This window comes from Sinorhizobium sp. Y406 (assembly GCF_058732025.1).
Genome location: NZ_CM178975.1, coordinates 1,735,861 through 1,759,380, shown reverse-complemented (window position 1 = coordinate 1,759,380; position 23,520 = coordinate 1,735,861). Strand labels below are relative to the sequence as shown.

20 protein-coding genes and 4 pseudogenes are annotated in these 23,520 nt (G+C 61.6%); 10 read left to right on the top strand and 14 right to left on the bottom strand.

What is annotated here, in order from left to right; all coding sequences use genetic code 11:
* Nucleotides 1-1,056: a hypothetical protein gene (locus tag AC4P1R_RS25130; protein WP_492178209.1), complete on the top strand. Its 1,056-nt coding sequence runs from the start codon at nt 1-3 to the stop codon at nt 1,054-1,056.
* An 8-nt stretch (nt 1,057-1,064) separates the two neighbouring features.
* On the opposite strand, the gene AC4P1R_RS25125 is transcribed toward AC4P1R_RS25130, so the two are convergent.
* The 3 genes from AC4P1R_RS25125 to AC4P1R_RS25115 are packed head-to-tail and all read right to left on the bottom strand — an operon-like array spanning nt 1,065 to nt 4,155.
* Nucleotides 1,065-1,412, bottom strand: a complete 348-nt coding sequence (locus AC4P1R_RS25125; RefSeq protein WP_225191212.1) for a hypothetical protein — start codon at nt 1,410-1,412, stop codon at nt 1,065-1,067.
* Nucleotides 1,412-1,837 carry a DUF6484 domain-containing protein gene (locus AC4P1R_RS25120; protein WP_225191211.1) on the bottom strand — a complete coding sequence of 142 codons (426 nt, stop codon included), beginning with the start codon at nt 1,835-1,837 and terminating at the stop codon, nt 1,412-1,414. The genes AC4P1R_RS25125 and AC4P1R_RS25120 overlap by 1 nt, the downstream gene beginning before the upstream one ends.
* 11 nt (nt 1,838-1,848) lie before the next feature.
* Complete coding sequence (locus tag AC4P1R_RS25115; RefSeq protein WP_492178208.1) at nt 1,849-4,155, bottom strand: type VI secretion system Vgr family protein; 2,307 nt, start codon at nt 4,153-4,155, stop codon at nt 1,849-1,851.
* 327 nt (nt 4,156-4,482) lie between these two features.
* Here AC4P1R_RS25115 and AC4P1R_RS25110 point away from each other — a divergent pair, with 327 nt between their 5' ends.
* Nucleotides 4,483-6,621, top strand: a complete 2,139-nt coding sequence (locus AC4P1R_RS25110) for a caspase family protein (RefSeq protein ID WP_492178207.1) — start codon at nt 4,483-4,485, stop codon at nt 6,619-6,621.
* Between the two features lie 100 nt (nt 6,622-6,721).
* Nucleotides 6,722-7,180: a hypothetical protein gene (locus AC4P1R_RS25105; RefSeq protein ID WP_273360847.1), complete on the top strand. Its 459-nt coding sequence runs from the start codon at nt 6,722-6,724 to the stop codon at nt 7,178-7,180.
* On the opposite strand, the gene AC4P1R_RS25100 is transcribed toward AC4P1R_RS25105, so the two are convergent.
* Complete coding sequence (locus AC4P1R_RS25100) at nt 7,131-9,374, bottom strand: glycosyltransferase (RefSeq protein WP_492178206.1); 2,244 nt, start codon at nt 9,372-9,374, stop codon at nt 7,131-7,133. The genes AC4P1R_RS25105 and AC4P1R_RS25100 overlap by 50 nt on opposite strands.
* Nucleotides 9,375-10,448: 1,074 nt before the next feature.
* Between AC4P1R_RS25100 and AC4P1R_RS25095 the strand changes: the two genes are divergently transcribed.
* Genes AC4P1R_RS25095 through AC4P1R_RS25085 form a run of 3 tightly spaced genes read left to right on the top strand, consistent with a single transcriptional unit; the run spans nt 10,449 to nt 11,415 of the window.
* Nucleotides 10,449-10,655: a hypothetical protein gene (locus tag AC4P1R_RS25095; RefSeq protein ID WP_492178205.1), complete on the top strand. Its 207-nt coding sequence runs from the start codon at nt 10,449-10,451 to the stop codon at nt 10,653-10,655.
* Complete coding sequence (locus AC4P1R_RS25090) at nt 10,652-11,119, top strand: group III truncated hemoglobin (protein ID WP_492178204.1); 468 nt, start codon at nt 10,652-10,654, stop codon at nt 11,117-11,119. The genes AC4P1R_RS25095 and AC4P1R_RS25090 overlap by 4 nt, the downstream gene beginning before the upstream one ends.
* The gene (locus AC4P1R_RS25085) at nt 11,116-11,415 is read left to right on the top strand and encodes a DUF6522 family protein (RefSeq protein WP_492178203.1); all 300 of its coding nucleotides are present in this window, start codon (nt 11,116-11,118) and stop codon (nt 11,413-11,415) included. The genes AC4P1R_RS25090 and AC4P1R_RS25085 overlap by 4 nt, the downstream gene beginning before the upstream one ends.
* Before the next feature lie 264 nt (nt 11,416-11,679).
* Here the strand turns inward: AC4P1R_RS25085 and AC4P1R_RS25080 are convergent.
* Nucleotides 11,680-12,003: pseudogene (locus AC4P1R_RS25080) on the bottom strand (molybdopterin-binding protein); the annotation flags it as partial.
* Between the two features lie 202 nt (nt 12,004-12,205).
* On the opposite strand from AC4P1R_RS25080, the gene AC4P1R_RS25075 reads away from it, so the two are divergent.
* On the top strand, nt 12,206-13,990 hold the full coding sequence (locus AC4P1R_RS25075; protein ID WP_492178202.1) for an IlvD/Edd family dehydratase: 1,785 nt from the start codon (nt 12,206-12,208) through the stop codon (nt 13,988-13,990).
* 97 nt (nt 13,991-14,087) lie between these two features.
* Here AC4P1R_RS25075 and AC4P1R_RS25070 read toward each other — a convergent pair.
* From AC4P1R_RS25070 to AC4P1R_RS25060, 3 genes and pseudogenes are all read right to left on the bottom strand, one after another.
* Nucleotides 14,088-14,422: pseudogene (locus AC4P1R_RS25070) on the bottom strand (IS5/IS1182 family transposase); the annotation flags it as partial.
* 532 nt (nt 14,423-14,954) lie between these two features.
* Entirely contained in the window at nt 14,955-15,992 is a 1,038-nt protein-coding gene (locus AC4P1R_RS25065) for a nucleotidyl transferase AbiEii/AbiGii toxin family protein (protein ID WP_492178201.1), read from the bottom strand.
* Nucleotides 15,985-16,578, bottom strand: a complete 594-nt coding sequence (locus AC4P1R_RS25060) for a DUF6088 family protein (RefSeq protein ID WP_492178200.1) — start codon at nt 16,576-16,578, stop codon at nt 15,985-15,987. The genes AC4P1R_RS25065 and AC4P1R_RS25060 overlap by 8 nt, the downstream gene beginning before the upstream one ends.
* Before the next feature lie 287 nt (nt 16,579-16,865).
* Between AC4P1R_RS25060 and AC4P1R_RS25055 the strand changes: the two genes are divergently transcribed.
* Both AC4P1R_RS25055 and AC4P1R_RS25050 read left to right on the top strand, forming a co-directional pair.
* A complete protein-coding gene (locus AC4P1R_RS25055) occupies nt 16,866-17,120 on the top strand; it encodes a type II toxin-antitoxin system VapB family antitoxin (protein WP_151613149.1) in 255 nt (84 codons plus the stop codon).
* On the top strand, nt 17,120-17,506 hold the full coding sequence (locus AC4P1R_RS25050) for a type II toxin-antitoxin system VapC family toxin (protein ID WP_151613148.1): 387 nt from the start codon (nt 17,120-17,122) through the stop codon (nt 17,504-17,506). Before AC4P1R_RS25055 ends, AC4P1R_RS25050 begins: the two co-directional genes overlap by 1 nt.
* Nucleotides 17,507-17,510: 4 nt before the next feature.
* On the opposite strand, the pseudogene AC4P1R_RS25045 reads toward AC4P1R_RS25050, so the two are convergent.
* A pseudogene (locus tag AC4P1R_RS25045) lies at nt 17,511-17,827 on the bottom strand (type II toxin-antitoxin system Phd/YefM family antitoxin).
* Nucleotides 17,828-17,897: 70 nt separating this feature from the next.
* Between AC4P1R_RS25045 and AC4P1R_RS25040 the strand changes: the two are divergent.
* Nucleotides 17,898-19,073, top strand: a complete 1,176-nt coding sequence (locus AC4P1R_RS25040) for a site-specific integrase (protein WP_492178199.1) — start codon at nt 17,898-17,900, stop codon at nt 19,071-19,073.
* Nucleotides 19,074-19,164: 91 nt separating this feature from the next.
* Here AC4P1R_RS25040 and AC4P1R_RS25035 read toward each other — a convergent pair whose 3' ends face one another.
* From AC4P1R_RS25035 to AC4P1R_RS25015, 5 genes and pseudogenes are all read right to left on the bottom strand, one after another.
* Nucleotides 19,165-19,371, bottom strand: coding sequence for a cold-shock protein (locus tag AC4P1R_RS25035; protein WP_273363457.1), 207 nt, complete (start codon nt 19,369-19,371; stop codon nt 19,165-19,167).
* A 182-nt stretch (nt 19,372-19,553) separates the two neighbouring features.
* Nucleotides 19,554-19,658 (bottom strand): annotated as a pseudogene (locus AC4P1R_RS25030) (OST-HTH/LOTUS domain-containing protein); the annotation flags it as partial.
* Between the two features lie 437 nt (nt 19,659-20,095).
* Nucleotides 20,096-20,980 carry a formyltetrahydrofolate deformylase gene (gene purU / locus AC4P1R_RS25025; RefSeq protein ID WP_151613145.1) on the bottom strand — a complete coding sequence of 295 codons (885 nt, stop codon included), beginning with the start codon at nt 20,978-20,980 and terminating at the stop codon, nt 20,096-20,098.
* 205 nt (nt 20,981-21,185) lie between these two features.
* Nucleotides 21,186-21,977: a 3-methyl-2-oxobutanoate hydroxymethyltransferase gene (locus AC4P1R_RS25020; RefSeq protein ID WP_492178198.1), complete on the bottom strand. Its 792-nt coding sequence runs from the start codon at nt 21,975-21,977 to the stop codon at nt 21,186-21,188.
* 317 nt (nt 21,978-22,294) lie between these two features.
* Entirely contained in the window at nt 22,295-23,515 is a 1,221-nt protein-coding gene (locus AC4P1R_RS25015) for an NAD(P)/FAD-dependent oxidoreductase (RefSeq protein ID WP_492178197.1), read from the bottom strand.
* Nucleotides 23,516-23,520 lie beyond the last annotated feature (5 nt).

Sequence of the window (23,520 nt, the reverse complement as noted above, 5' to 3'; positions counted from 1 at the left end):
ATGATCAGGATATGGGCGGGGCACGCCGTGTCGCGACAGCAGTTCGCGATTTCGATTGGCGAGCTCAGGGACGAAGACCCTCAGAGCATCGTCCTCATGTACAACGAAGGCCACGAGATCTTGTGGGGTTACGCGGAGCTGCCGCGCACGATCAAGTCGATCACCTCCATCATCGACCCTGGCGACGGCAAGCCGGCCTTCATCCCGATGAGCAATGAGGGAGACGTGTATTTCCTGATCGGCGACATCCCGGTCGAAAAAATAGAGGGCGCCGGCGTGCTGAGCGACGACGCCGAAGGCTATGGAGCAATGTCGCGGATCGCAAGCGACAATGGCAGGCTCTATGCCTGCGGGTACGGTTCACAGCTTTATGAGCGCCGGCAGAAGGACGACTGGGTGCGGTTGTGCCATTCCGAGATGCCGGGGGTTGAGGACTGCGCCTTCTTCGGGATGGCAATCCGTCCTGGCAGCGGTCCCTTGGCGCTTTGCGGCCAGAAGCGGGTCCAGTACAACGATCCTACGGCCGAGCAAAAGGCGCAGATCGACCGCGCGCGCAGGAGCGGCGATGCCGAGGGCGCCGATGCTCTCCAACAGAGGTTCCGGACGATCCGTGTGCCGCCGTCAACCGCACTATACCTTCGCGATGGTGGGTGGATCGAGGCGCCGACGGACGCACGCGGCGGTCTGAACGACTGTATCGTCATGCCCGGCGGTGACATCGTTGCCGTTGGTGACCACGGGATCATCCTGCGCGCAAGCAGTGTCAATGCAACAGAGGACCTGTCCTCCATCGGCCTGACCGACGATTTCTACACCATCAGCCCTTGGCAGGGTGAAATCGCGATCCTGGGTCGGGCGGGTATCCATATCTTCGACGCAGCGCTCGCCTACAGGCGATCGATAGACCTGCCCGCTGATCTTCGCACCCCAAACCGCATGGACGTCATCGGACGCGATATCATTCTCTTCGACTATGGCGGCGTCGCCGTATTCAAGGAGGATCGTTGGGAGCGCATACCGATCCCCGACGACATGTGGGACCTCGCCAGCGAATAGCGCCGCTCTCAGCGGGACAAGGCCCCGTTCACCCGGAGATATTCCCGGACTTTCTCCAGGTCCAATTGCCTGATCGGGATAGGCTCAGCTGCCTTGAGCATTCGGATCACGAACAACTCGCCAGCCTCCGGATATTCGGCGTAGCGCTCCTTCGCGATCTCCATCCCGGCCTCCCCCGCCACGCGAAGACCGTCGAGATGCGCCTCCAATCGCTCGATCAACCGTTCGAGCCGCTCCTCGTCCATGTCCGGATTCTCATCCGGATGCAGCAGATGCCAGTCGTAGACCGTCCACAGGAATGCGGCCATTTCTGCATGCTGCCGAACAATTTCGCGGAGGATGGGTGCGCGAGGCATCAGTTGAGGTTCACCGATCCGCCACGAATGCGGTTTGCGACGCTGGCGTGGCTTGTCACATAGGTGCCGCGGATGGTGATGTGACCATCCTTTTCCATAATGATCGTCGCCTTGCCGCAGCGAAGCTCGATGCGCTCCTCGCCGGTGATGCGCACGCGCTCGCCGTCGCGAATGACATTTGGCGTCGAAGCCTTGCGCGCCGGCTCGACGATCCGCCCAACGACGAGCGGCCGTGTCGGGTCCCCGCCTTCGAAGAGCAGCGCGACCTCGGCTCCGATCACCACGGACGTCAGGTCGGCAAGGCTGCGCGCAGGCAGTGCGGTTTCGCTGGGATTGCCTGGAAAGACCACCAGCGGCGCGCCCGCCTCAAAGCCCAGCAAAATCCCGATCACCACGCCCTCGATACGTTCCCGAGTGTCGGACATCTGATTGCCCTCTAGTTTTGATTGATCTTGCTGCCCTTCCAAGTGACCTCGCCGGAAGCCTTGCCGACGAACTTGCCTTTGGCGTTGACGGAAACATCCTTGCCTTCGATCGTGACCGTGCCGTCCTTTTTCATGACGATCATTGCTGAACCGGTCTTGATGGTAATTGCTTCGCCGGCCTCGATCACCAGCTTCTTCCCGACGTTCACACCACCATCTTGACCAATTTCGACCAGGCTGCTCTTGGCTACCTTTACCGATCTTGCTCCGCCGATCTGCGTCGAATCGTCCTCACCAATTTTCGCGCTGCGGCCCTTGCCGATCTCGCTCGTCTGTCCGCCGCCGATCTGCACGTTCTGGTCGCTGCCGATGTCCCAGCTGTCGGAGGTACCGATGTCATGGCTTTGGCTGCTGCCCACGCTCACCGACCGCGTCGCGCCGATGGTGTTCATCTGTGCCGCCCCGACCGATCTGGTTTCCGTCGCCCCGACCGAGTCGACGCGGGACGCGCCCACGCTCACCGTCTGGACGATGCCGATCGTCTGGGTGTGGTTGGAGCCGATCGTCTCGGTGGAATTCGAGCCGATGCTGATCGTTTCATCAACTCCGACGCTGAGTGAGCGGTTGAGCCCGACCGTCTCGGTATCGTTGGAGCCGATATTGACTGTTCGGTCGACGCCGACCTTCGTCGTCTTGTTGTTGCCGACATCCTCGTCGAGGTTCACGCCAACCGAATGCTTGGCATTGTTGTCGATGCGGTCCGACTGGTCGTGCTGGACAAGCTTGCTGCGGTCGTTCTTGATCAAGAGGTTGTGGTCCTTCTGGGCCTGGAAGTAGACCTCCTCCGATCCGGCCTTGTCTTCAAAGCGCAGCTCGTTCCAGCCTCCGCCGCCGGGCGAGGAATTCGTTTTCAGCCCCGATTGCGTTGCATTGCCCGGCAGCTCATAAGGAGGCATTTCCTTGCCGTTATAGACCCTGCCGGTGATGATCGGCCGGTCGGGGTCCCCCTCGAGGAAGTCGATGATAACCTCCTGGCCAATGCGTGGGATCTGGATGAACCCCCAGCCCGCACCTGCCCAGGTCTGGGAGACCCGCACGAAACAGGAGCTATTCTGGTCTTTCTTGCCGAGACGGTCCCAGTGGAACTGCACCTTCACCCGCGCGTATTTGTCCGTGAAGATTTCCTCACCCTTCGGGCCGACGACGGTCGCTGTCTGCGGGCCACGCATGATCGGCCGAGGCGTGATGCGCGGCGGCCGGTAAATCAGCGATGTGGGCGCAACCTTCAGGCTCGCGCGGAAGGTCTCCTCTTCCGCATAGGCGGCGGGCCGGTAGCCGGGATCAAAAAGGCGGTAGTCGGCGCGAAGCACGATATATTCGGCGTTTTGATCCTTGCGCGGGAAGTCTTCCAGTTTGAACGTGCAACCCGAAGCGAGCCCGCGCACGGTGCCCGCGGCTGCGATCCGCTTGTGCGCAGCCTGAATCTCCTCGCGCCTTACGACGGCAACGGCATCGCCGCGACCGACGGTCAGGTGCGCGCCGGGATGACGGTAGTATTCTCCCTGTGATTCCGAGTGACTGAAGGGCTGCGCCGATTGCGCCATCAGATCGGCGGCGGGCTTGGTGAAATCGTAGTCCGTGTGAGCATAGCTACCCGGGTGGACGGAGGCTGTCGCCACCCATTCGGTGATATATTCCTGGTCCCGTCGCATCGGTTCGCCTTCCGCGCGGAACTTGACCGTCGCATAACCGGGCGCAGGCTTCAGCTTGTTCATGGCGTCGGCAAGAATAAGGGTGTGTTCGCCTTCGCCATATTCGAAGAAATACATGATGCCTTCATGCTCGAGCAGGCGTTGCACGAAGTCCAGGTCGGTTTCGTCATACTGAACGCAGTATTCCCGGGCCTCGTAGGAACCCTGCAACCGCTTTTCGAACTTCGCCGGCTTGTACTTCGAGAAGATCTCCTCGGCGATTTCCGGAACACTCATGTTCTGGAAAATGCGACAATCGGTTGTATTGCCCAGCAGCCAAAGCCACGGCCGCACCTCCGCTTCGTAATAGGCGAAGCCTTCCTGTATGCGGATCAGGCGAAAATCCGTCACCAGCCCACTGAACCAGCGTTTGGGATCCCCGGACTCCCCCTCGACCGAAACCGGTTTTCCGAGAAGTTTCAACGGGTCGACGTTCTCATCGGAGCTGACAAATCCGACGGTGAAAGCAAAGCAGCGGCTGATTTCGTCATAGCCGATGAGATGGGTGAAGGTCAGCGTCGCGGGGTCTAGTGGCGTCCGGACGATTGTCTTGCGGTCTTCGGCCATGCGGAGAGTGCCCCCTGTCTCGTGACGCCGGCAGTCTTCGACAATCAACCTATCATAAACACCAGCCGCCTCGAAAGACGCATGTCGTTGCATGGGTCTATACTCCTCGGTTGAAGTATCGAACTCGAATTTCTGCCGCCAGAATTGACGTCGTCCATGGATTCATTTCCCTTCGAAATCCACCCGGAAATGCGGCGGGAGCAACCATGCACATTGGAAACGCCCCCCCTTTTTTCCCGGCTGCGAAATTCCAGATTCTGCATTACTATGGCCATGCAATATTCTCGCTGATCAATCCAACGAAGCAGCAATCAGGCTGACCGGCCAATGGCACAGGATATTTCTTCCTTTCGGCTGAATTGGACTTTCCTGATCCCGCTGGTGGCGCTTTTCTTTGCGGCGTTCTCATCGGTGGCCTACGCGGAACGGCGAGCGGCGATCGTCGTTGGGAACGGCGAATACGAGTTTGCGCCTCTCCCAAATCCGAAAAACGATTCAAAGCTGATTGCCGCGACGCTGACGGAGCTTGGGTTCGATGTCCTGCTCTTCTACGACATCAGGAAAGCAGCCGTCGACGACCTCGAGAGTGCCATCCGTACGCACCTCATAGGCGCCGACATGGCTATTTTCTACTATGCGGGACACGCCGTGCAGCATGAAGGGCGGAACCTGCTGCTGCCCGTCGATGTAAGAACCGGATCGGCCAAGGAGGTCATTGATGACGCCATTGCGCTCAATTCCCTCATCGACATCGTCAAAGACGATCCGGTCGGCGTCAAACTGATCATCCTCGACGCCTGCCGCAACAATCCCCTTACCGCCCAGAAAGGACTGGAGGAAGGCCTGGCGAATACAGAGGCCGGCGCAGGCCAGGTGCTCATCGCCTTCGCCACAGGCGCCGGCGAAGTGGCTTATGACGGCACAGGCGTGAACAGCCCCTATTCGTCGGCGCTCGCGAATGCGCTCCAGCAGCCAGGCCTCGACGTCTACGATACATTCAGGACAGTGCGCGGAGATGTGCGCCTCGCCACGAACGGATCGCAGATACCCTGGATCACCGGCTCGATCGAGACCAGGTTCGTCTTTCGCCCTGGCGACGTCAAATCGCCAGCGGAGGGCCCGGCTGGCAATGGGGAGCTGACGCTCGATCGGGTGCTCTGGCACTTCATTCAGGACAGTCCCGACCCGAAGGATTTCGAACGCTTCGTGAAGGCATTTCCCAAGAGCGCGCTTGCGGCGGAAGCACTTGAACGCAGCAAACTCCAGATTGCCGCCCTGCATGAGCGCGGGCTCTTTGTCACCGGCGCACTCGCTGCCACGCCGATTTCCACCGAGGCGTCGTTGAGCGCAGAGACTGCAGCGGCGGGTAAGGAGTTTGTGTTTCAGCAAGCCGGCGAGCGCGCCGTAACCGAGACGTTTCGTATCTGGCCGCGCGAAATGCCGGCGACACAAAGCGGAATGAAAATGCTGGTGACGGATTGCGACCTCTACGCAGCCGATCCGAATGACCCGCAACGTGTTGTCCCTGGCGTCACGAACGGGCTCGTCAATGTCCGCGACGGGCTGCGCGCCTGTGGCTTCGCGCTTGCTGCAGATCCCACAAATCCGCGCCTGCAGTACCAGTTCGGCCGGGTTCTGGAAATTGCCCGGCGCTATGAATGGGCAGAACACTTCTACGAGCTCTCCGGCGAGCAGCAATACAGCGCCGCACTCGTCAATCTCGGATATATGGCGCGCGTCGGGATGGGCCGCGAGGTCGATTTCAAGCGCGCCTTCGATCTGTACATGAAGGCGGCGTCTCTTGGAAATCTCAGGGCGAGGACGAACGTCGGATCGGCCTACATACGCGGCCAGGGCGTGCCGAAAATCCCCGAGGAGGGGATTCTATGGTACAAACTTGCAGCATCAAGCGGCTGGTCGAATGCAATCAATGCACTGGGCGACAGCTTCCGCCGCGGCACAGGTGTGAAGCAGGATGATGTCGAGGCGGCAAAGCTTTATGCCGCCGCGGCCGATGCCGGGCAAATCGATGCGATCAATAATCTCGGTCGTGCCTATGTCAGCGGCCAGGGTGTGCCGAAGGACGTCAAACGGGGTCTCGATCTGATGCTCCGCGCGACGGAGATGGGCAACCAGTATGCACCGTTCTACGCCGCTCGCCTGCTCCTGAAGGGCGATGGCAAGGTGTCGCGCGACACGAGTCGCGCACTTGCTCTGTTCGAATTGTCAGCGCGCCGCGGGTTTGAAGACGCCTATCTTGAACTCGCGAAAGGTTACACCCAGGGTTCCTTTACCCGTGGAAAGCCGGACCTGCGGCGGGCCTATTTCAATGCATTGCTGGCGACCCGCTTTAAGGTCGAAAAAGCGGAACAGACACTGACCTCGATTGGCGAGAAACTTGATGCCACCGCACGAAAAGCGGTCGAAGGAGAGGTCGAACTGTTTGTTCAGCAAAACGGGCTCTGAGATTGTGACTTAGGTTCGCAAAAACACCGAGGGGGTGGCAGTGCGCGGGATTGTCGACGGAGCGCCATGGTACCTTTCGCTTGTCACGCCCAAGGGAGACATGGGCGCCATCGATTGGGCCGCGGAAGAGACGAGCCTGAATTACGTCTTCAACGACGCCACCCTTCAGGCAAAACCCAGAAGCCTGATCTCCGTCCTCGGCACAATCCCCGCCAATCTTGCCGAGATTCTTGATACTGCTGTGCAGGCTTGCCGGACCGATGGCGAACTTCCGGTTGTTGTCCTGTCCGAACTGCGCCTGGATTTGATGGCCGCACGTTCAGCTCCTTTGGAATTCATTCCAACGCGCCGGCACCTGCCGTCGGTCCCTGAGGTAAGCTACGGCAGATATGTTCGCCGGCGCTGGTCGCTGATCATGGCAAAATGGGACGTCTCCCAGGAAATTGCGCTGTCGCTGAGCATCGATGAATTTCTTGCCGCACAGATCGGCGCCGACATCGCACAGCAGCTCACGTGCGAGCAATCGCGGCATGCAAAGGACGGTCGGCCCGAATACTGAAGACGAGCTGCTCGATCGCCTTTGCGGCATCGACCGCGCCATTGACAAAGCCCAACCGCCCTGATCGCCGGCGAACCTCGGCCTGGAAGGATTCAGACAGCGCCAGGTCGAGGGTTGCCTCCACTCTGTTCAATTCGGAGTGCCGCAAGCACAGGCCCAAACCCGCCGACTGGGCATAGACGGCGCGAAGATGCTGGTCGTCCATTTCCGGCGCTTCATTGGGCACAAAGATCGAGGGGATTCCCCCAAAGACGCTTTCATGGAGGCTGTTGTATCCGGCGTTGGTCACCAGGAGATCGATCGCCGAGAAATACTCCGCGAGAGGATAAAGGCCCCTGCTTGGAACCCTCCACCTATCCTCTTCGGAGGGCCTGGCAAGCGGATTGCGGATCTGGACCGTCTGTACCCCACGCCTTCCCAGCCCGGCGAAAATGAGCTCTGGCAGCGTCGCAAAGTCGAAATTGCGCTGCGAGCCCAATTGTACTGCGACAGTGAAGCGCTTTGGATCGACGCCCAGCTTGGCGGCGGCTTCGCTCCGGGGGAAGCCCGAGCCCGGGTCCAGGAGGAGCAAGGGCGAGACGGCAACCGCGCCGGGCAAATCGCGTGTCGGCCCATGGTCCTCGTCATGAGCGAATTCGCCCGGCTCTATCACCATGTCGAATGCGTCCTGGGCATCCGGATTGAACGCATGATCGACACGCCACAGCGCACGACGTATCCAGATCCAGGCCAGATCACGCCGACTTTGAGCAACTGCAATCAGTCCCGGAAAGGGTTTGTTCCCATCAAACACCACGGCCGAAACATCAAAGGCTTCCACCGCGCTGAGCAGCTCTTGAGCATATGCCCTGTTCCAGCTTGCGTCCGTAACGCCCATCGCCAGGCCGCAAGGGATATAGTCGACAGCGTGACCTCGCCCAAAAACCAAGGCGGCTCCGGCCGATCTCGTGAAGAAAATGGGATCCACGTCATCAGACATACGCTCAGCGACAGCCATCAGACGAGTGATGTGTCCCAGCCCGATGCCGTTTGTGGCGACGAAAAGAATGCGTCGCCTTTGGCTCATACGCCTCGGTGGTGAGGCCGACTTGTCGATTGGGTAACCACTGCCCCTCGTTCGACTGCTTTTAAAGACCGAAGCCGTTGGCAGTTCCAGATCGTCGTACAGGCGGGCCATGCGTTGCGGATATTGATCGATCGCAAATTTCCTTCGGACAAGTTCTCGCGCGGCATTTGATTGTTGGACATAAGCCTGAGGCGAAGCAAGGAACCGCTCGATGACGTTCCCCGTTTCAGCAATGTCGCAATAGACAGCCCCATCTTCGAAGAGGCTCTTAAATGAAGGATTAAGCACCGTTACCAAACCGCTGGCCATTGCTTCCGCAACGCAAATGCCAAATGCCTCAATCCACTGCCTGCTGTGGAAATAAACGTAAAAATCCAGGCCGCTGAGAAAGTCGGCTACGTCGTTCTCCGAGAAAGGACGAATTTCCCAGTTCGAGCCTATCCAGTCCTGGACTGGGTCGGGGACACCGCCGAGCACTTTAATGTTGAAATCAGCCCGGTCGGGATAGGCTGACCGCAGATCAGCCGCACAATCAGGCCATTTCTTGGGGTCCCCTCTCGTGTGCCGCCCCAATTTTACGCAGTCTTTTGGAGCCTTTCTCAGGTGCTGGGGCCATTCGGTGAGGTCGACCATGTTCCATAGATCGTTCCGCAGAAGCGTGGGCCCTCGCGTGCCGAGACCTTCGAACTGAGATCTGACTCTCGGACCGACAGGAGCAAATACGACCGGAACGCCGAAGAGGCGATCCAGAACGCGCTCGACCACCGCGAGATCGTATTGCTGAACGCGTCGACCGTCGAACAGCGGATGGTGAACCACACACACGACACGACTAGGCCGCAAACGCATCGGTGAAAGCGGCATCCGCTCAAAGACGGCAGGGTGGTGCGCCAGAAGAACGTCGCAGGTCGCCTGTTCCGATCCGGTCAGCCAAACGATGTTCGATTGCTCGATCTCTGCTGCTAAACGGCTGTCGAAGACGCCGACTGGAAACTGCTGATGCCCCAGGAATGGCAGCAATCCGCAGCTCAAACCCCAAAGTCTCGCCGCCTTCAGTTCGGTTCTTAATGCACTCGACGTACCGCCATGAAATCGTGGGTCAGCGGCATGAACCACATCAAAGTGCATCAACCAACCCAGAAGACGTTTTTCAACCCTGAAACTCGCAAGATCATGCCCTCTCCATTGTCGCCAGGCATCGCTCGCACAGAAGTAGCAAAGAGCGCCGCAATTACATTACTGGTAGGCTGCTCGTCCGGACCAAGTCCGCCGAGTTTGAACCGGCAAGTTTCGTATGGCGACAGGTTGCTTTTGAACCGTCGTCTTCATCCTGCTCACGGCCGAGGCGGCGTAGCAACTGCGAGGGTACCTGGCGAGGAAAGCCCTGTAGGATTCGCGTGTATTTAACCTTTGTGCGCGGCGCCAGTCTGCAGCTTCGGCGGCACTCGGAGGCGTGTTCTGACAGTTGCTGGCTTCCGGCGGGGAAGGTGCCGGACCCCGCCAGGACGGCACACACGCCGTCAAAAGGACCGAGAGGAGGACGGAAACACGGTTCAGCAACACGAGAGCGCCTCCTTCCGATACTAGTAAATTAAGACTTTACTGCTGATAGTAGAGAATATTCATCTGGATAACAAGCGCCAAATCATAAGTAACGCCGCCATAGATCTCTTTGCGATAGCAGAGCTTAGCGCAGTTCAACCCCGGTCTCTCGAGCCCCGCCTAGCTCCGCCAAGGTTATCCCGCTCCGTGTATTCAAAGCACCACCATCCTAATGGTAACGGCAAAAAGAATACACCAAAAGTTCCGGTCGTGCACCGCGTTCAGATCAACGCCTGAACTCTCCACGCGACCACGACCGCGAGAGCGCCAACACGAGCAGCAACGTCGATTCATCGACGCTGGTTGCGCTGAACGTCAACTTTTGTTCACGTCACGCGGCGACCTGTGCCGCGTTGGGATAGCGCATTCAGCATGTCAGCCTGCAGGATTGCCGGCGGTGTGCGGGGCATCGCCGCAGGCCAACAATACCTGTGGCCTCCGTCTCACTCCGTCTAGAACCGGCGCTAACCTGGTGAAGCCGTTTGATGGCTTGGTGCATCACTTGTCCTCTGTGCGGAGACATGCTGCGTGCAGAATCGGGCAACGCTTGGCCCGCTGCTCGGCATCGACGCGAACGCCGCGTGAGAAAAAGGAGGAAGGATGGTATGGGGATTGACGGTTTCGGGGAGGCACACGGCGCTTCTCGTGGTCGGCGCCTTTGTGCTCGTCGGGCTAGCCATCGCGCGCGCCGGGCGTGGTGATCCGCTCGCCATGGTGCTCGGCATCGCGACGGGGCTCCTTGGCCTGATGGTCACCGTCCCGCCGCTCGGCCACGGCACCTGGCAAAGCTACAGGGCAATCCGATGATAAGCCGTCCCGCGCCCGAACGCACCATCGTCATCGACGGCAAGCTGCTGCCGGACATACTCAATGAGACAAAGATCCATGCCATCGTGCACGGTTTCTACGGCAAGATCCGCAAGGACAACCTGCTCGGCCCCATCTTCAACGGCGCAATTGCGCCCGAGGAATGGCCGGTGCACCTGGCCAAGATGTGTGATTTCTGGTCGGCGACGCTGCTGCGCACCGACCGTTACGAGGGGCGTCCGCTTCCGCCACATCTCGCCATTCCGGAGCTTGAGGAGGTGCATTTTCATCGGTGGCTTTCACTGTTCCGCGCCACCGTCGAAACGCACTGCCCGCCGGAGATCGCCGATCTCTTCCTCGACCGGGCGCTACGCATCGCCCATTCGTTCCGTCTTGCGATCGCCTTCCGCCGCGGCGAGGATTCCATGCGTATCACACCGATTTTGCGCGAGGCGCTGTCATGACCGAAACCGAAACCGGGGCGCTGCTTCTTGCCCACGATGCCGCAGGCGAATTCCTGCTGCCGGCAGAGATGCTTGCCGAACGCTTCGGCTGGCCGACGCGAACCCTGCACGACTACATGCGCCGCGGCCTCGTCGCCTCCCGCGTGGAACGCGGCGAAGGAGAGGATGCCGGCCGCTGGCGCCTTTCCGTGCGCTGCGGCAATCGGCGCTGGCAGGCAATCGTCGAGGCGGACGGCACGGTCGGGACGCAGCGCGTGGAGGTTGTTCCCACAAGCACACGCATCACGCGGCAGTAAAAACAGGCCGCAAACTCGAAAACGAGTGCGCCGAGGTCAATTTGACGTCTTGGAGGTGGCGGCGGGCTTCGATGCCATTGCGACGGCGATAAGCGCAACGATGCCGAGGAGCCAAGGGCGAGTTCATGATCTGCTCCTTCGCGCCGTGCAGATCGGACTCGTCGTTCCATTTGTACGGAAAAAGGGAGCAGCCAACCTCGAAACTGAAAGAATGGAGAAAGTTTCCAGTGCCTTTCTCTGAGCCGGAGGAAGTCCACAAGCCGCTCAGCTTCGGGACGGCGAGGCGGGCCGGAGTGCCTTCAGGCGGGTGGGATTGGTCTCGATCCTGCCCGCGCCGATCAGATCGAGGCAATAAGGCACCGCTGCAAATAGGGCATCAAGACTGCAACGGATTGAACCCGGTTTTCCGGGTAGCTTGACGATCAGCGTCTTGCCATGCTTGCCGGAGATGCCGGGAGAGAATTGCGGTCGGCGCGCGCCTGAGGTACACGCCGAAGCCCGGCAGTTCCCTGATCATGACCTCACGCGTGGCTTCCGGTGTGCCGACGCGGGGCGCCGGTCCGTCCCACCGGTCGTGAGGATCAGATCGACATGCCTTGATCCGGCGGGACGCATGCGGGTGGCGCCGGCCTCGTAGATCACGTCGCCATCTCGCCCCACCTAAACGGCAGCCTAGACAAAGATCATCACTGCCGCATAGCTTACTGCAATCAAGACGAGCTCTACGGAGACGCAGCGCGCTTCTGTTGCAACTGGAGAAGGTCAACGGGAGCGAACGGGAGGAAGATCAATGACCGACGACAAGAAGGCCATCCGGCGGCTGCGCTCGCAGAACTGGTTCGACAACCCCGAGCACCTGGACCTGACCGCTCTCTACCTGGAGCGCTTCATGAACTACGGCACCACACCGGAAGAGCTGCGGTCCGGCAAACCGATCATCGGCATCGCCCAGTCGGGCAGCGACCTCAACCCCTGCAACCGCCACCATCTGGAGCTCGCGCAGCGCCTGCGCGATGGGATCCGCGATGCGGGCGGCATTCCGATCGAGTTCCCGACCCATCCGCTGTTCGAGAACTGCAAGAGGCCGACGGCGGCGCTCGACCGTAACCTCGCCTATCTCGGATTGGTCGAGATCCTTTACGGCTATCCGCTCGACGGCGTGATCCTGACCACCGGGTGCGACAAGACCACCCCTTCGGCACTGATGGCCGCCTCGACTGTCGACATTCCAGCCATCGTCTTCTCCGGCGGACCGATGCTCGACGGCTGGAACGACGGCGACCTCGTCGGCTCCGGCACCGTGATCTGGCGTTCGCGCCGCAAGTATGCCGCCGGCGAAATAACCCGCGAGCAGTTCCTAGAAGCCGCCCTCGATTCCGCTCCCTCGGTCGGCCATTGCAACACCATGGGCACGGCGTCCACGATGAACGCCATGGCCGAAGCGCTCGGCATGTCGCTAACCGGCTGCGCGGCGATCCCGGCAGCCTACCGCGAACGCGGTCAGATGGCCTATCGCACCGGCCGCCGCGCCGTTGAGGTCGTACTGGAAGACATCAAGCCGTCCGACATCCTGACGCGCGAGGCATTCCTGAACGCGATCAAGGTCAACTCCGCCATCGGCGGCTCGACCAATGCCCAGCCGCACCTGATGGCAATGGCCAAGCACGCAGGAGTGACGCTCAACCCCGACGATTGGCAGGTTCATGGCTACGACATACCCCTGCTCGCCAATGTCCAACCGGCGGGTGCCTATCTCGGCGAACGTTTCCACCGTGCCGGAGGTGTGCCCGCCATCATGTGGGAACTGCTCAAGGCCGGCAAGATCGACGGCGGCTGTCCGACGGTGACCGGCAGGACCATGGCAGAAAACCTCGAAGGCCGCGAATCCGACGACCGCGAAGTGATCAGGCCTTTTGCCGAGCCGCTGCGTGAACGCGCGGGCTTCCTCGTCCTCAAGGGCAATCTCTTCGACTTCGCCATCATGAAGATGAGCGTCGTTTCCGACGGCTTCCGCAATCGCTATCTGCAGGAGCCGGGACGCGAGGGGGTGTTCGAAGGTCGCGCCATTGTCTTCGACGGGTCTGAGGACTATCACAAGCGGATCAACGATCCCTCGCTCGACATTGACGAGAACTGCATCATGGTGATGCGCGGCGCCGGTCCCAAGGGTTGGCCGGGCTCGGCCGAAGTGGTCAACATGCAGCCGCCGGATCACCTGCTGAAGCGCGGCATCATGAGCCTTCCGACGATCGGCGACGGCCGCCAATCCGGCACGGCCGACAGCCCGTCGATCCTGAACGCCTCGCCCGAAAGCGCGGCCGGCGGCGGCCTTGCCTGGGTACGCACCGGCGACACGATCCGCATCGACTTCAACGAAGGCCTCTGCGACATGTTGGTGGACGATGCCGAGATCGTGCGCCGCAAGGCCGAAGGTATTCCGAAGGTACCGGGTGACGCCACTCCGTGGCAGATGATCTACCGCCAGACCGTGACCCAGCTCGCTGACGGCGCGACGATTAGGGAGGCGGACGAGTTCCGTCAGATTTCCAAGACGCCGCCGCGCCACAACCACTGATGATCGCACTGAGCCACCACTCCGTGCGATCGCTAATCGAGAGCCTTCTCCTGTTTGATTTGGCCGGTGGACACCCCCATCAACTGTTATTTGGCATCTAATGAGTCGGCCGTGAACAATAAGCGGGCTTAAACGGCGCGGCTTTTGTTCCGCTGTGGAGGCAAGCCAGCAGCAGCCACAAAGGCATCCTCAGCCAGTCGAGGAGGAGCGAGAAGTTGTAGCCGGCGGCGGCCAGTCGGCGTTGATGGCGTCGCCGTGTTCGCCGGCGAGATAGTTGCGGCCCATGCGGTGCTCGGCCTTGAGATGACCGATGACCGGCTCGATCACCGAGTGCCGCCGCATCTCGCGCTTGATCGCCGGAGCGACTCGGCGTTTCTGGCCGCTGGTGAAGACCAGGAACCGATGGCTTTCGGCTGCATTGTGGCCGCGGTAGCGGCGTCGGCAAATCTGCCCCACGTACCCCTCTCGCTCTCAAAGGCATAGCCTCGCTCATGGGTTTGCAGTGATGCGACACACACGAGTTCGTCCCGCAGCGCGGCGAGCAGGCGCCAATCGAAAGCTGCTCGTGGTGGCGTCCCACCGGCGTTCGTCGGCTGCCCTGTCAGCCGGGCCAGAAGCCCTAGATAGCGTCCCTCGGCGTTTAGTACGGGAACCTGCTGGCGGGTGCGCGCCAGGAATTCCGTACGATGTTCCCACAGGGCCTGTAGGGTGTGGATGGCTGTGGCGTCGTCCACCTTCAGAAGGAAGCAGCGCAGTCGCTTTCCCTTCGAGCGCCGTGCTCGGCATAGATCGAATCATCGATATCGATGTCCAACTCGGCGGCGAAGAATTCCGAGAAACTTGAATCCGAGAAATCCAGCACGTAGCCGCGCCCTCGAGCGAAGTCGACGAGGTCGTCAATCAGGCGCAGGTCAATGGATCGTAACGAACTAATGGACTTTTCTCCCCACCGGGTCGCCTTGTGCTATTTGTTTGTCGTTTCTTGGAGAGCCGCGAGTTTCGCAAGTATTTCGTCGAGGGATGGCGGGCTCTCATCGAACATCATGGGGGCCATTGCCCTGTAGTCGGCGCGGAGAACCTTGATCCGCCTCTCGTCCGGCAAGAGCCGTAGCGCGCCTGGACGGGCGGTGTCGTAACTGGCCCAGCCGGAACGAAAGAAGGTTGCCTTGTGCTTGGCGACCTGAGCGAGAAGCTCGAAATCGGTGGCGGCGGCTTTGCCCTCGTCCGTGCCGACGAGCATCGCCAGATCGTAGTAGTGCCGCGAAAGATATTGCGGCGTCGGAGACTCGGCGGGGCGATGCGCCTCCGCATGTAATGCAGTCGCCTTCTCCCAGAAGGTGCGGCGGGCGGAGAGGACGGTGACGGTGCTTTCAGGCTCTTCAAAGAAGTCGGGATAGTCCTCCGCCGCATATGGGCGAATGATCCTCTGTTCAGTGGGCCATGGATCGCCGCGCGCGCCGAGTTCGAGCTTCACCCGTGGGGTGATGTAGGCCATGCCTTCGTATTCGGAGGTGGGCAGCACAGTCGGATAGTGGAAGTTCACCGTCTGCGCGTCGCTGGCGTCGATTTCCAACGACCACTCGCCTTTGGTCGGCTCGCCGAGTTGCTCGACGATGGCGAATCGAAGAGTCGGAAACAGCTTCTCCGCAATATGCTTCTCGACATCGCTCACCAGGGCTTCAATAAGTTTGTTCGCCTGCTTCTTGCTGATGCCTTCCTTCTCGGGATCGCGTTCGCCCGTATAGCCGAGATCCGCTCGATCGAAAGATAGGTCGATATCTTCGGAAAAGCGGCGGATTGCGCCGAACGCCTTGGAAAGGGACGTGCCACCCTTGAAGACAAGGGTGGCGGTATCCTTCTCAGGCAGGCCGAAAAGCCGCTTCAAGGTCCAGCAGACCCAGAAGTCCTTTTCGATGATCGTATTGGCGACTCCTCGGTCAGCGCCTGTTTCGCCAAAGAGGGCTGCCCGATCGCCGGCTGGAAGAAGAGCTACCTTATCCATCGATCTCACCCGACGCTGCATTGGCTATCGAAACGAGCGTCGGCCGCATCCAGGCGGGAGCTTGGACCGCAGTCGATGCGAGCGTCTTCTTGTCGCTGACCGAAAGACGACGCGCCGCGACCTGCGCGACGTCGCGAGCACGTACCGCCCCCACGTGACGAAGGGCCTGTACGACTGTGCCAGCCGCGCTGCCCGGAGCGATCAGATGCTTGGGCGAGGCGTGACGCAGATCGACCACGCGCTTGCCCAGTACGACGCGGCGGGAGGGGCCATCGGTCAGATAGATGCTCTTTGCCGGAACCTGAGTGGAAAGACCGAGCGCGTTCGCTGCACGCGCACCCGCGATCTGCACCTGGGATCCGGTCTCCCGCGCCAATGCTTGCGCGACATCGTCGGGAGTCGGCGAAAGGGGACCAAGTTGCGGATGGACCTTCGGGAAGTCATACAGGCCTCGCGCTAGGCGCCGAAGCTTTCCAGCCTTGACCAGTCGGGAGAGCGCCTGGTCGACAGCCGCGCGTTCAGCCACATCCAGGAAGTCGCTAGGCGTGAAAACCCCACCACGCCCGCGTGCACGGGCGCGCCGCATGATCTGATCCGGGACTGGTGTCACAATGGCTTTCATGTGTCAGAAAATAGGCCTTCTTTTTCTGACATTCAAGGTCGGAATGTTGCGCGACTCCAAGCGAAGCGAAAACCTTCCAGTCGGAAATCGCCTATGTTCGCGCCAAACCGCAGCCGAGATCGTTGAAACTGAGTTCCCGCGCGCAAATGTCAGGTGGTCCGACTTTGGCTCCTAGATTCGAGGTCCAGGCGCTTGCGCCGGCGCCAGGACGAGGTAGAATATAGACGATCAGGAACCAAGGAACCACGAAAATGGCGCTCAGCATCAAAGACGTCGAGACGGAACGCCTCGCCAAGGCGTTGGCCGAGAAAACTGGTGAAACCATTACCATGGCGACTCGCCGGGCACTCGAAGAACGGCTGCGGCGCCTGGCAAACGCCGGAAATCGCGATGTCCTACTCGACGAGCTTGCCGCCAGCCGGAAGCGCTGGGCCAGGCTGCCGGTTGTCGACAACCGCTCCGCCGACGAGATCTTGGGGTATGACGAAAACGGGCTCCCCAGCTGATGGTCATCGACACCTCCGCCATCGTCGCGATCGCCTTCAACGAGCCGGAAGCAGAAACCTACGAACAAAAAGTCGTCGACGCTCCACGGCGCTTCATCTCGGCGGCGACAGTCCTTGAACTCGCCATCGTCATCGAGGCGCGCCTCGGCGAGGCAGGTGCCGCAGAGCTCGATCTATGGCTTTACAAGGCGGGAGTCGAAATCGTCGCCGTCGACGCGGAACAGATCGCGGTGGCAAGGCGAGCCTGGCGCAGCTATGGCAAGGGCCGACATCCGGCCAGTCTGAACTATGGCGATTGTTTCTCCTATGCGCTGGCCAAGATGCGCAATGAACCGCTGCTCTACAAAGGCAATGATTTCTCGCGCACGGACATCGAGGCGGCATGAGATTTCATCCGTTGCACCCGGCAGCCGTTACAAGCTCGAGATTCGAGTCGGCAGCATGCTTGTCCGTCAGCAGCTCGGCATTGAGATGATCGAGGCCCGGCTCCATTTCGGACTGCTCGACCGCGGCGAGATCGGCATCGCTCAGGTCGGGCGTTGCCTCGACGCGACTGTCGCGCCGCGACAACCGCAGATAGTCCTCATAGACGAGGAGCACGGTGCGCGGCCGGCCGTTCTCGGTGATGATCAACGGCTCGCGCACGGCGGCATCCTGATAGGTTTCGAAATTCCTGAAACCGCCGCGGCGGTGACGATCGACGCCATTTCAACACTTCCCCCTTCCGGAATACACGGATTTTCCGGAATGCTCACAAGAGCGTCGGAGACTAAACCCATGATCGACAATCATAGCGCCGCCGAATCGGACAGCCAAGCGCTCCACCGCCGCGCCGAAGAGCTCGATGCGCTCAACGCCATCCTGCCGTTCGACCGGCGAGACCAACTCGCGGCGCTTTTGACCGATGACGACGTCGCGACACTGAAGCATCTCGCCAGCGAAGGTATGGGCGAAAACACGCTCAGGGCGTTGGCCTCCGACCTCGGCTACCTCGAGGCCTGGTGCCAATTCGCGACCGGCTCCCCCCTCCCCTGGCCGGCGCCGGAAGCGCTGTTGTTGAAATTCGTCGCCCATCACCTTTGGGATCCGGTGAAGCGCGCCGAGGATCCGGGCCACGGCATGCCGGCGGCGGTCGAGGCGGGGCTGCGTGCCGAGCGCCTGCTCAGGGCCTCAGGTCCGCACGCGCCGGGCACGGTGCAACGGCGGCTGACCTCCTGGTCGATCCTCACCCGCTGGCGTGGCCTCACCGGCGCCTTCGGCGCACCGTCGCTCAAATCCGCCCTGCGCATTGCCGTGCGCGCCAGTGCGCGGCCGCGCCAGCGCAAGAGCAAGAAGGCGGTGACCGTCGATATCCTGACGAAACTGCTTCAGGCCTGTGCCGGCGATCGACTGGTCGACCTGCGTGACCGGGCGCTGCTGCTGACCGCATTTGCCTCCGGCGGTCGTCGACGCTCGGAAGTGGCGGCGCTGCGCGTCGAGGATCTCATCGACGAGGAGCCTGTGCACGCCGATCCGGCCGACAAGTCCTCCCCTCCCCTGCCCTGTCTCAGTATTCATCTCGGCCGCACCAAAACCACAACGAACGACGATATCGAGCATGTACTCTTGATCGGCCGACCGGTGACCGTATTGAAGCGCTGGCTCGCCGAAGCTGGGATTAAGGAGGGGCCAGTGTTTCGACGCATCGACCAGTGGGGCAACGTCGACCGGCGGGCGCTGACGCCACAATCGGTTAATCTGGTCCTGAAGGCTCGCGCCAAACAGGCCGGCCTCGATCCGGCGCTGTTTTCCGCGCACGGCTTAAGATCTGGCTATCTGACCGAGGCAGCCAACCGCGGCATTCCGCTGCCGGAAGCGATGCAGCAGTCACTGCACAAATCGGTGACCCAAGCGGCGAGCTACTACAACAACGCGGAACGAAAGAATGGACGAGCGGCCCGGCTGATCGTCTAGGTGTGGCTACGCGCCGGGCACCGCTCTCGTACATCTCGCGCTGCAAACGGCCGGGCGAACCCGGCCCTCCCGCGATCGCACGCAATCAGGCTCAGGCCCGCAGGTTATCCGCCGACATCTTGCCCGATCTGCGATCCTTTACCAGCTCATAGGTGATCTTCTGGCCGTCGCTCAGACCGCGCAATCCTGCCCGTTCGACTGCGGAAATGTGAACGAAGACATCGGCGCTGCCGTCGTCCGGCTGGATGAAGCCGAAGCCCTTCGTTGCGTTGAACCACTTTACCGTACCGGTCGCCATAACGTCTTCCTTTGATCATTGTCTTGCAGAGCCTCGGAGCTCGGCTGACGCTTTTCCTTGCGCCAGCACTGATAGACGCTTCTGACCTCAGGGGAAAGCCGAACGATCTGTGGCCGCATTCCCGCCTCCGCAACCGCTGCGGCGGTAGCGCTTGTTTCATTGTTTCACCCGGAGTGCTGATGGGACCGCCCCTCGGCCTGGCGAACTTCGAATTGGTTCGTCTTGCGGATAAGATCGCTGAGTTTTCGGAAGTCGAAGGTGCAGGGCTGGAAATCCGGTGCCAGGCTCTCGCCCTGCCCGCGTGCGCCAAACCCGGACATTCTTCGTCATGAAAGAGTTGATATACGCAGCGGCCCTGGAGTTCTAGGTTCGACCATAAAGGGGTTTCGTCAACAGTTGCATTATGACTCACGGCTTCCGAACGGAAGCCGTTGATGATTCGAGACTAACGCCAGACTGAGCAACGAGTGATTAGCGCGGCTGGAGCCGCTCCTTCAAAACGGACCGCAGCACCGGCGGACAAACGGCGCGAACGTCCGCAGGATGGCCAACAAACCGGTTCTCAAGAAGGTTCTGGACATCGGTATTGCATGGCCCGGGGCCACCGACCGGGACGATGTTGTTCACCTGTACCCTACGGCCGCAAACTTGGACGTTGTATTACAGATGCCGCCGCTGTCCGGACATTGGAAGCGACGGCGCCGGTGACTATTGGGGCGCGTCCTCAGCCCATCCGCTCGGACGCATAGCTTCCCGGGCTCGGCGGGAAGACGACGACGCGGTTGCCGTTGATGAAGGTGCGGTGGTGGATATGGGCGTGGATGGCGCGCGCCAGCACCTGGCTCTCGACGTCGCGGCCGATCGAGACATAGTCCTCGGCCGACTGCGCATGGGTGATGCGGGCGATGTCCTGCTCGATGATCGGTCCCTCGTCGAGGTCGGCGGTGACGTAATGCGCCGTCGCGCCGATCAGCTTGACGCCGCGCTCATAGGCCTGCTTGTAGGGATTGGCGCCCTTGAACGACGGCAGGAAGGAGTGGTGGATGTTGATGATCTTGCCCGACATCTTCTTGCAGAGTGCGTCCGAGAGCACCTGCATGTAGCGGGCGAGCACGATCAGTTCGGCCCCGGTCTGCTCGACGATCTCCATCAGCTGCGCTTCGGCCTTCGGTTTGTTCTCCTTCGTCACCTTGATGCAGTGGAAGGGGATGTCGTGGTTGACGACGACCTTCTGGTAATCGAAGTGATTGGAGACGACGCCGACGATGTCGATCGGCAGCGCGCCGATCTTCCAGCGGTAGAGCAGGTCGTTGAGGCAATGGCCGAAGCGCGAGACCATCAGCAGCACCTTCATCCGCTCCTCCTGGTCATGGAGCGAGATCTCCATGCCGAATTTGCCGGCGACCGGCTTCAGCCCTTCCTCAAGCGCCGCTCGGTTGATCCCCTCCTCCGAGATGAAGGAGACGCGCATGAAGAAAAGCCCGGTTTCGAGGTCGTCGAACTGGGAGCTGTCGATGATGTTGCAGCCCTGTTCGGCCAGATAGCCGGAAATGGCGGCGACGATGCCGCGCGTCGATTTGCAGGTTACCGTCAATACATAAGCGTTCATGGCTGTCCTTACTCGTCTCTTCTTTCCGACCCGCGGGCCCCCCGCATGTCATTCCTGATCGACGTCGATCAAGGACAAAGACATGCCGCAATTTTTGTGCGCCTCGCCAGACTCACGAGGGCTCAGGCTTAACACCTTCCTGAGGAAGCTGTCCGCTCCCAAAGCGCCGTGCATCTCACCAGATGCGCCAAACGCGACATGTCGGTCACGCGATCGTCGCCAGGAAGACCTCCAGTTCCTCGGGCGCGATGGCGACCCCATGCGCCTTCTCCGGATAGGCGCCGGAGCGCACATCCTCGGCATATTCGCGGAAGGCGGCGATCCGCTCCTGCTGCAGCCGATCGAATTCGGCGGCAAAGTTGCGGTAAACCTTGGCGTGGCGCGGCATGTGGCCGCGATTCTGCCCGAGCACGTCATCCGCGAAGAGATATTGCGCATCGCAGCCGCTGCCGGCGCCCATGGAGAGCATCAGCAGCGACGTGCGCTTCGAGATCGCCGCCGCCACGCCGCCGGGCACGACCTCGATCTCGGCCGCAAAGGCGCCGGCCTCTTCCAGCGCCTGGACCTGACGCCAGATCTCCAGCGCGCTTGCGGCGGTCTTGCCGACGGCGCGGAAGCCGCCGGTCCAGGTCGCCTTCGAGGGGATCAGCCCGACATGACCGCAGACCGGAATGCCCTCCTCACGCAGCCGCCGCACGGTCGACAGGCCGGCCGCGCAATAGACGGCATCACCGCCGGCGCGCATCGCCTTGAAGGCGGCGCGCAGATACTCCTCGGCCGTGACGCAGTCGCCATATTCGAGCCCGGGAAAGGCGAAGACGGAAGGGGCCGCCTCGCGGAATTCCGGCCCGAGCAGCGCCGGCGGCACCGAGACGAGATCGATCCCCGCCGCCTCGGCGGCTTGAGCCTCCTCAAGGGTGACGACGCGCAGCATGGTGAGCTGCCTCTCTCCCTTCATAGACAACAGATCGGCTACGGTCGGGCGGCTGTGTTTCACGAAGGTCTCCTGGAAATCTGAAATGAGTGAGAGGTTACGGGCTTGCGCGTCCTTTCAGATGCGCAAGGGGAGCTGCAGCTCTTTGAAACCTGCGAAGACCCCTCCCCAACCCCTCCCCACAAGGGGGAGGGACTTAACTTGCCGCGCCCTCCGCACATTGCCTTTGCGCCAACCACTTGTGGACTGGTCGAGAAGGGCAGAGCGGTGCCGCGATGCAGCCCCTCCCCCTTGTGGGGAGGGGTTGGGGAGGGGTCTTGTCCACCGCTCCAAACGCTCAGACCGAGGGGGTGTCGTCATCCTGCCGCTCTCCACCAACCTCAAGCCGCGAGCAGCTTCTTGAGCTTGGTATCCGGCGAGGCGAGCGCGGCCGGATCCGGCCTCGCACCGGCGGCGATCAGCATTTCTGCGAGGCGGATGTCGCGGGCGACCATGTTGCCGGGGCCGATGCCGCTCGCGGCGATCAGCCGTCCCTCACCGTCAAGATGGAAGAGGATGAGGGCGTCGCCGAGATCGCGCCGGGTGGTCGTCTCCGCGCCGTCGGCGAGCCCGGCGATCTGCAGCGTCAGCTCGTACTGGTCCGACCAGAACCACGGCACTGCCGTAATCGGCTCGGCGGCTCCGAGCAGATTGGCGGCGGCGAGTGTTCCCTGCTCCTGCGCATTGCGCCAGGCCTCGAGCCGCACCCGTCGTCCGCCGTAATGGGAGAGCGGGAACGAGCAGCAATCACCGGCGGCGAAGATGTCGGGATCGGATGTGCGCAGCGTCTCGTCGACGGCGATGCCGTTTGCGATCGCCAGCCCCGCAGTCTCGGCAAGTTCGAGATTCGGCACCGCGCCGATGCCGACGACGACGAGATCGGCCGCGACGCGGCCGCCATCGGCGAGCAGCGCGGCGGCACCGTCCTCGTCCTCCTCGATCGCCGAGATCCGCGCGCTGCAGAGAATTTCCACCCCTTCGCGCCCGTGACGTTCAGCGATGATCTCGGCAATCTCCTCCGGCACACCGCGGGAGAGCACCCGCGGCAGCCCTTCGAGGAGCACGACCTCGGTCCCGAGCTTGCGCGCGGTCGCGGCCAGTTCGAGACCGATGAAGCCGCCGCCGATGATCACGAGCCTGCGCCCGGGGAGAAGCGCCGAGCGAATCGCCGCGGCATCCGCATGGGTCCGCAGCATCCGGATGCACCGGGCGTTGTCCGGCACGCCGGGAAATGCCCGCGGCCGCGCACCGGTTGCAAGCAGCAGCCGGTCGTAGCCGATCACCCCGCCGGCTGCGAGGACGACCGCCTTGCACCCCCGGTCGATTCCTGCGACCGGGGCGTTGGTCAGCACGGAAATGCCCGCCTCGGCGTAGCGCTCGGCCCCAGCCACGTATTTCGGCGGCGCGGCAGCGGCAAGCCCGTCCTTGGAAAGCGGCGGCCGCTCATAAGGGGGATGCGGCTCCGCGCCGACCAGCGTGACTTGGCCGTCGAAGCCCTTTTCCCTGAGGGCAAAGGCCGCCCTCGCGCCGCACTCGCCGGCGCCGACGATCACGATATGCATGCTAG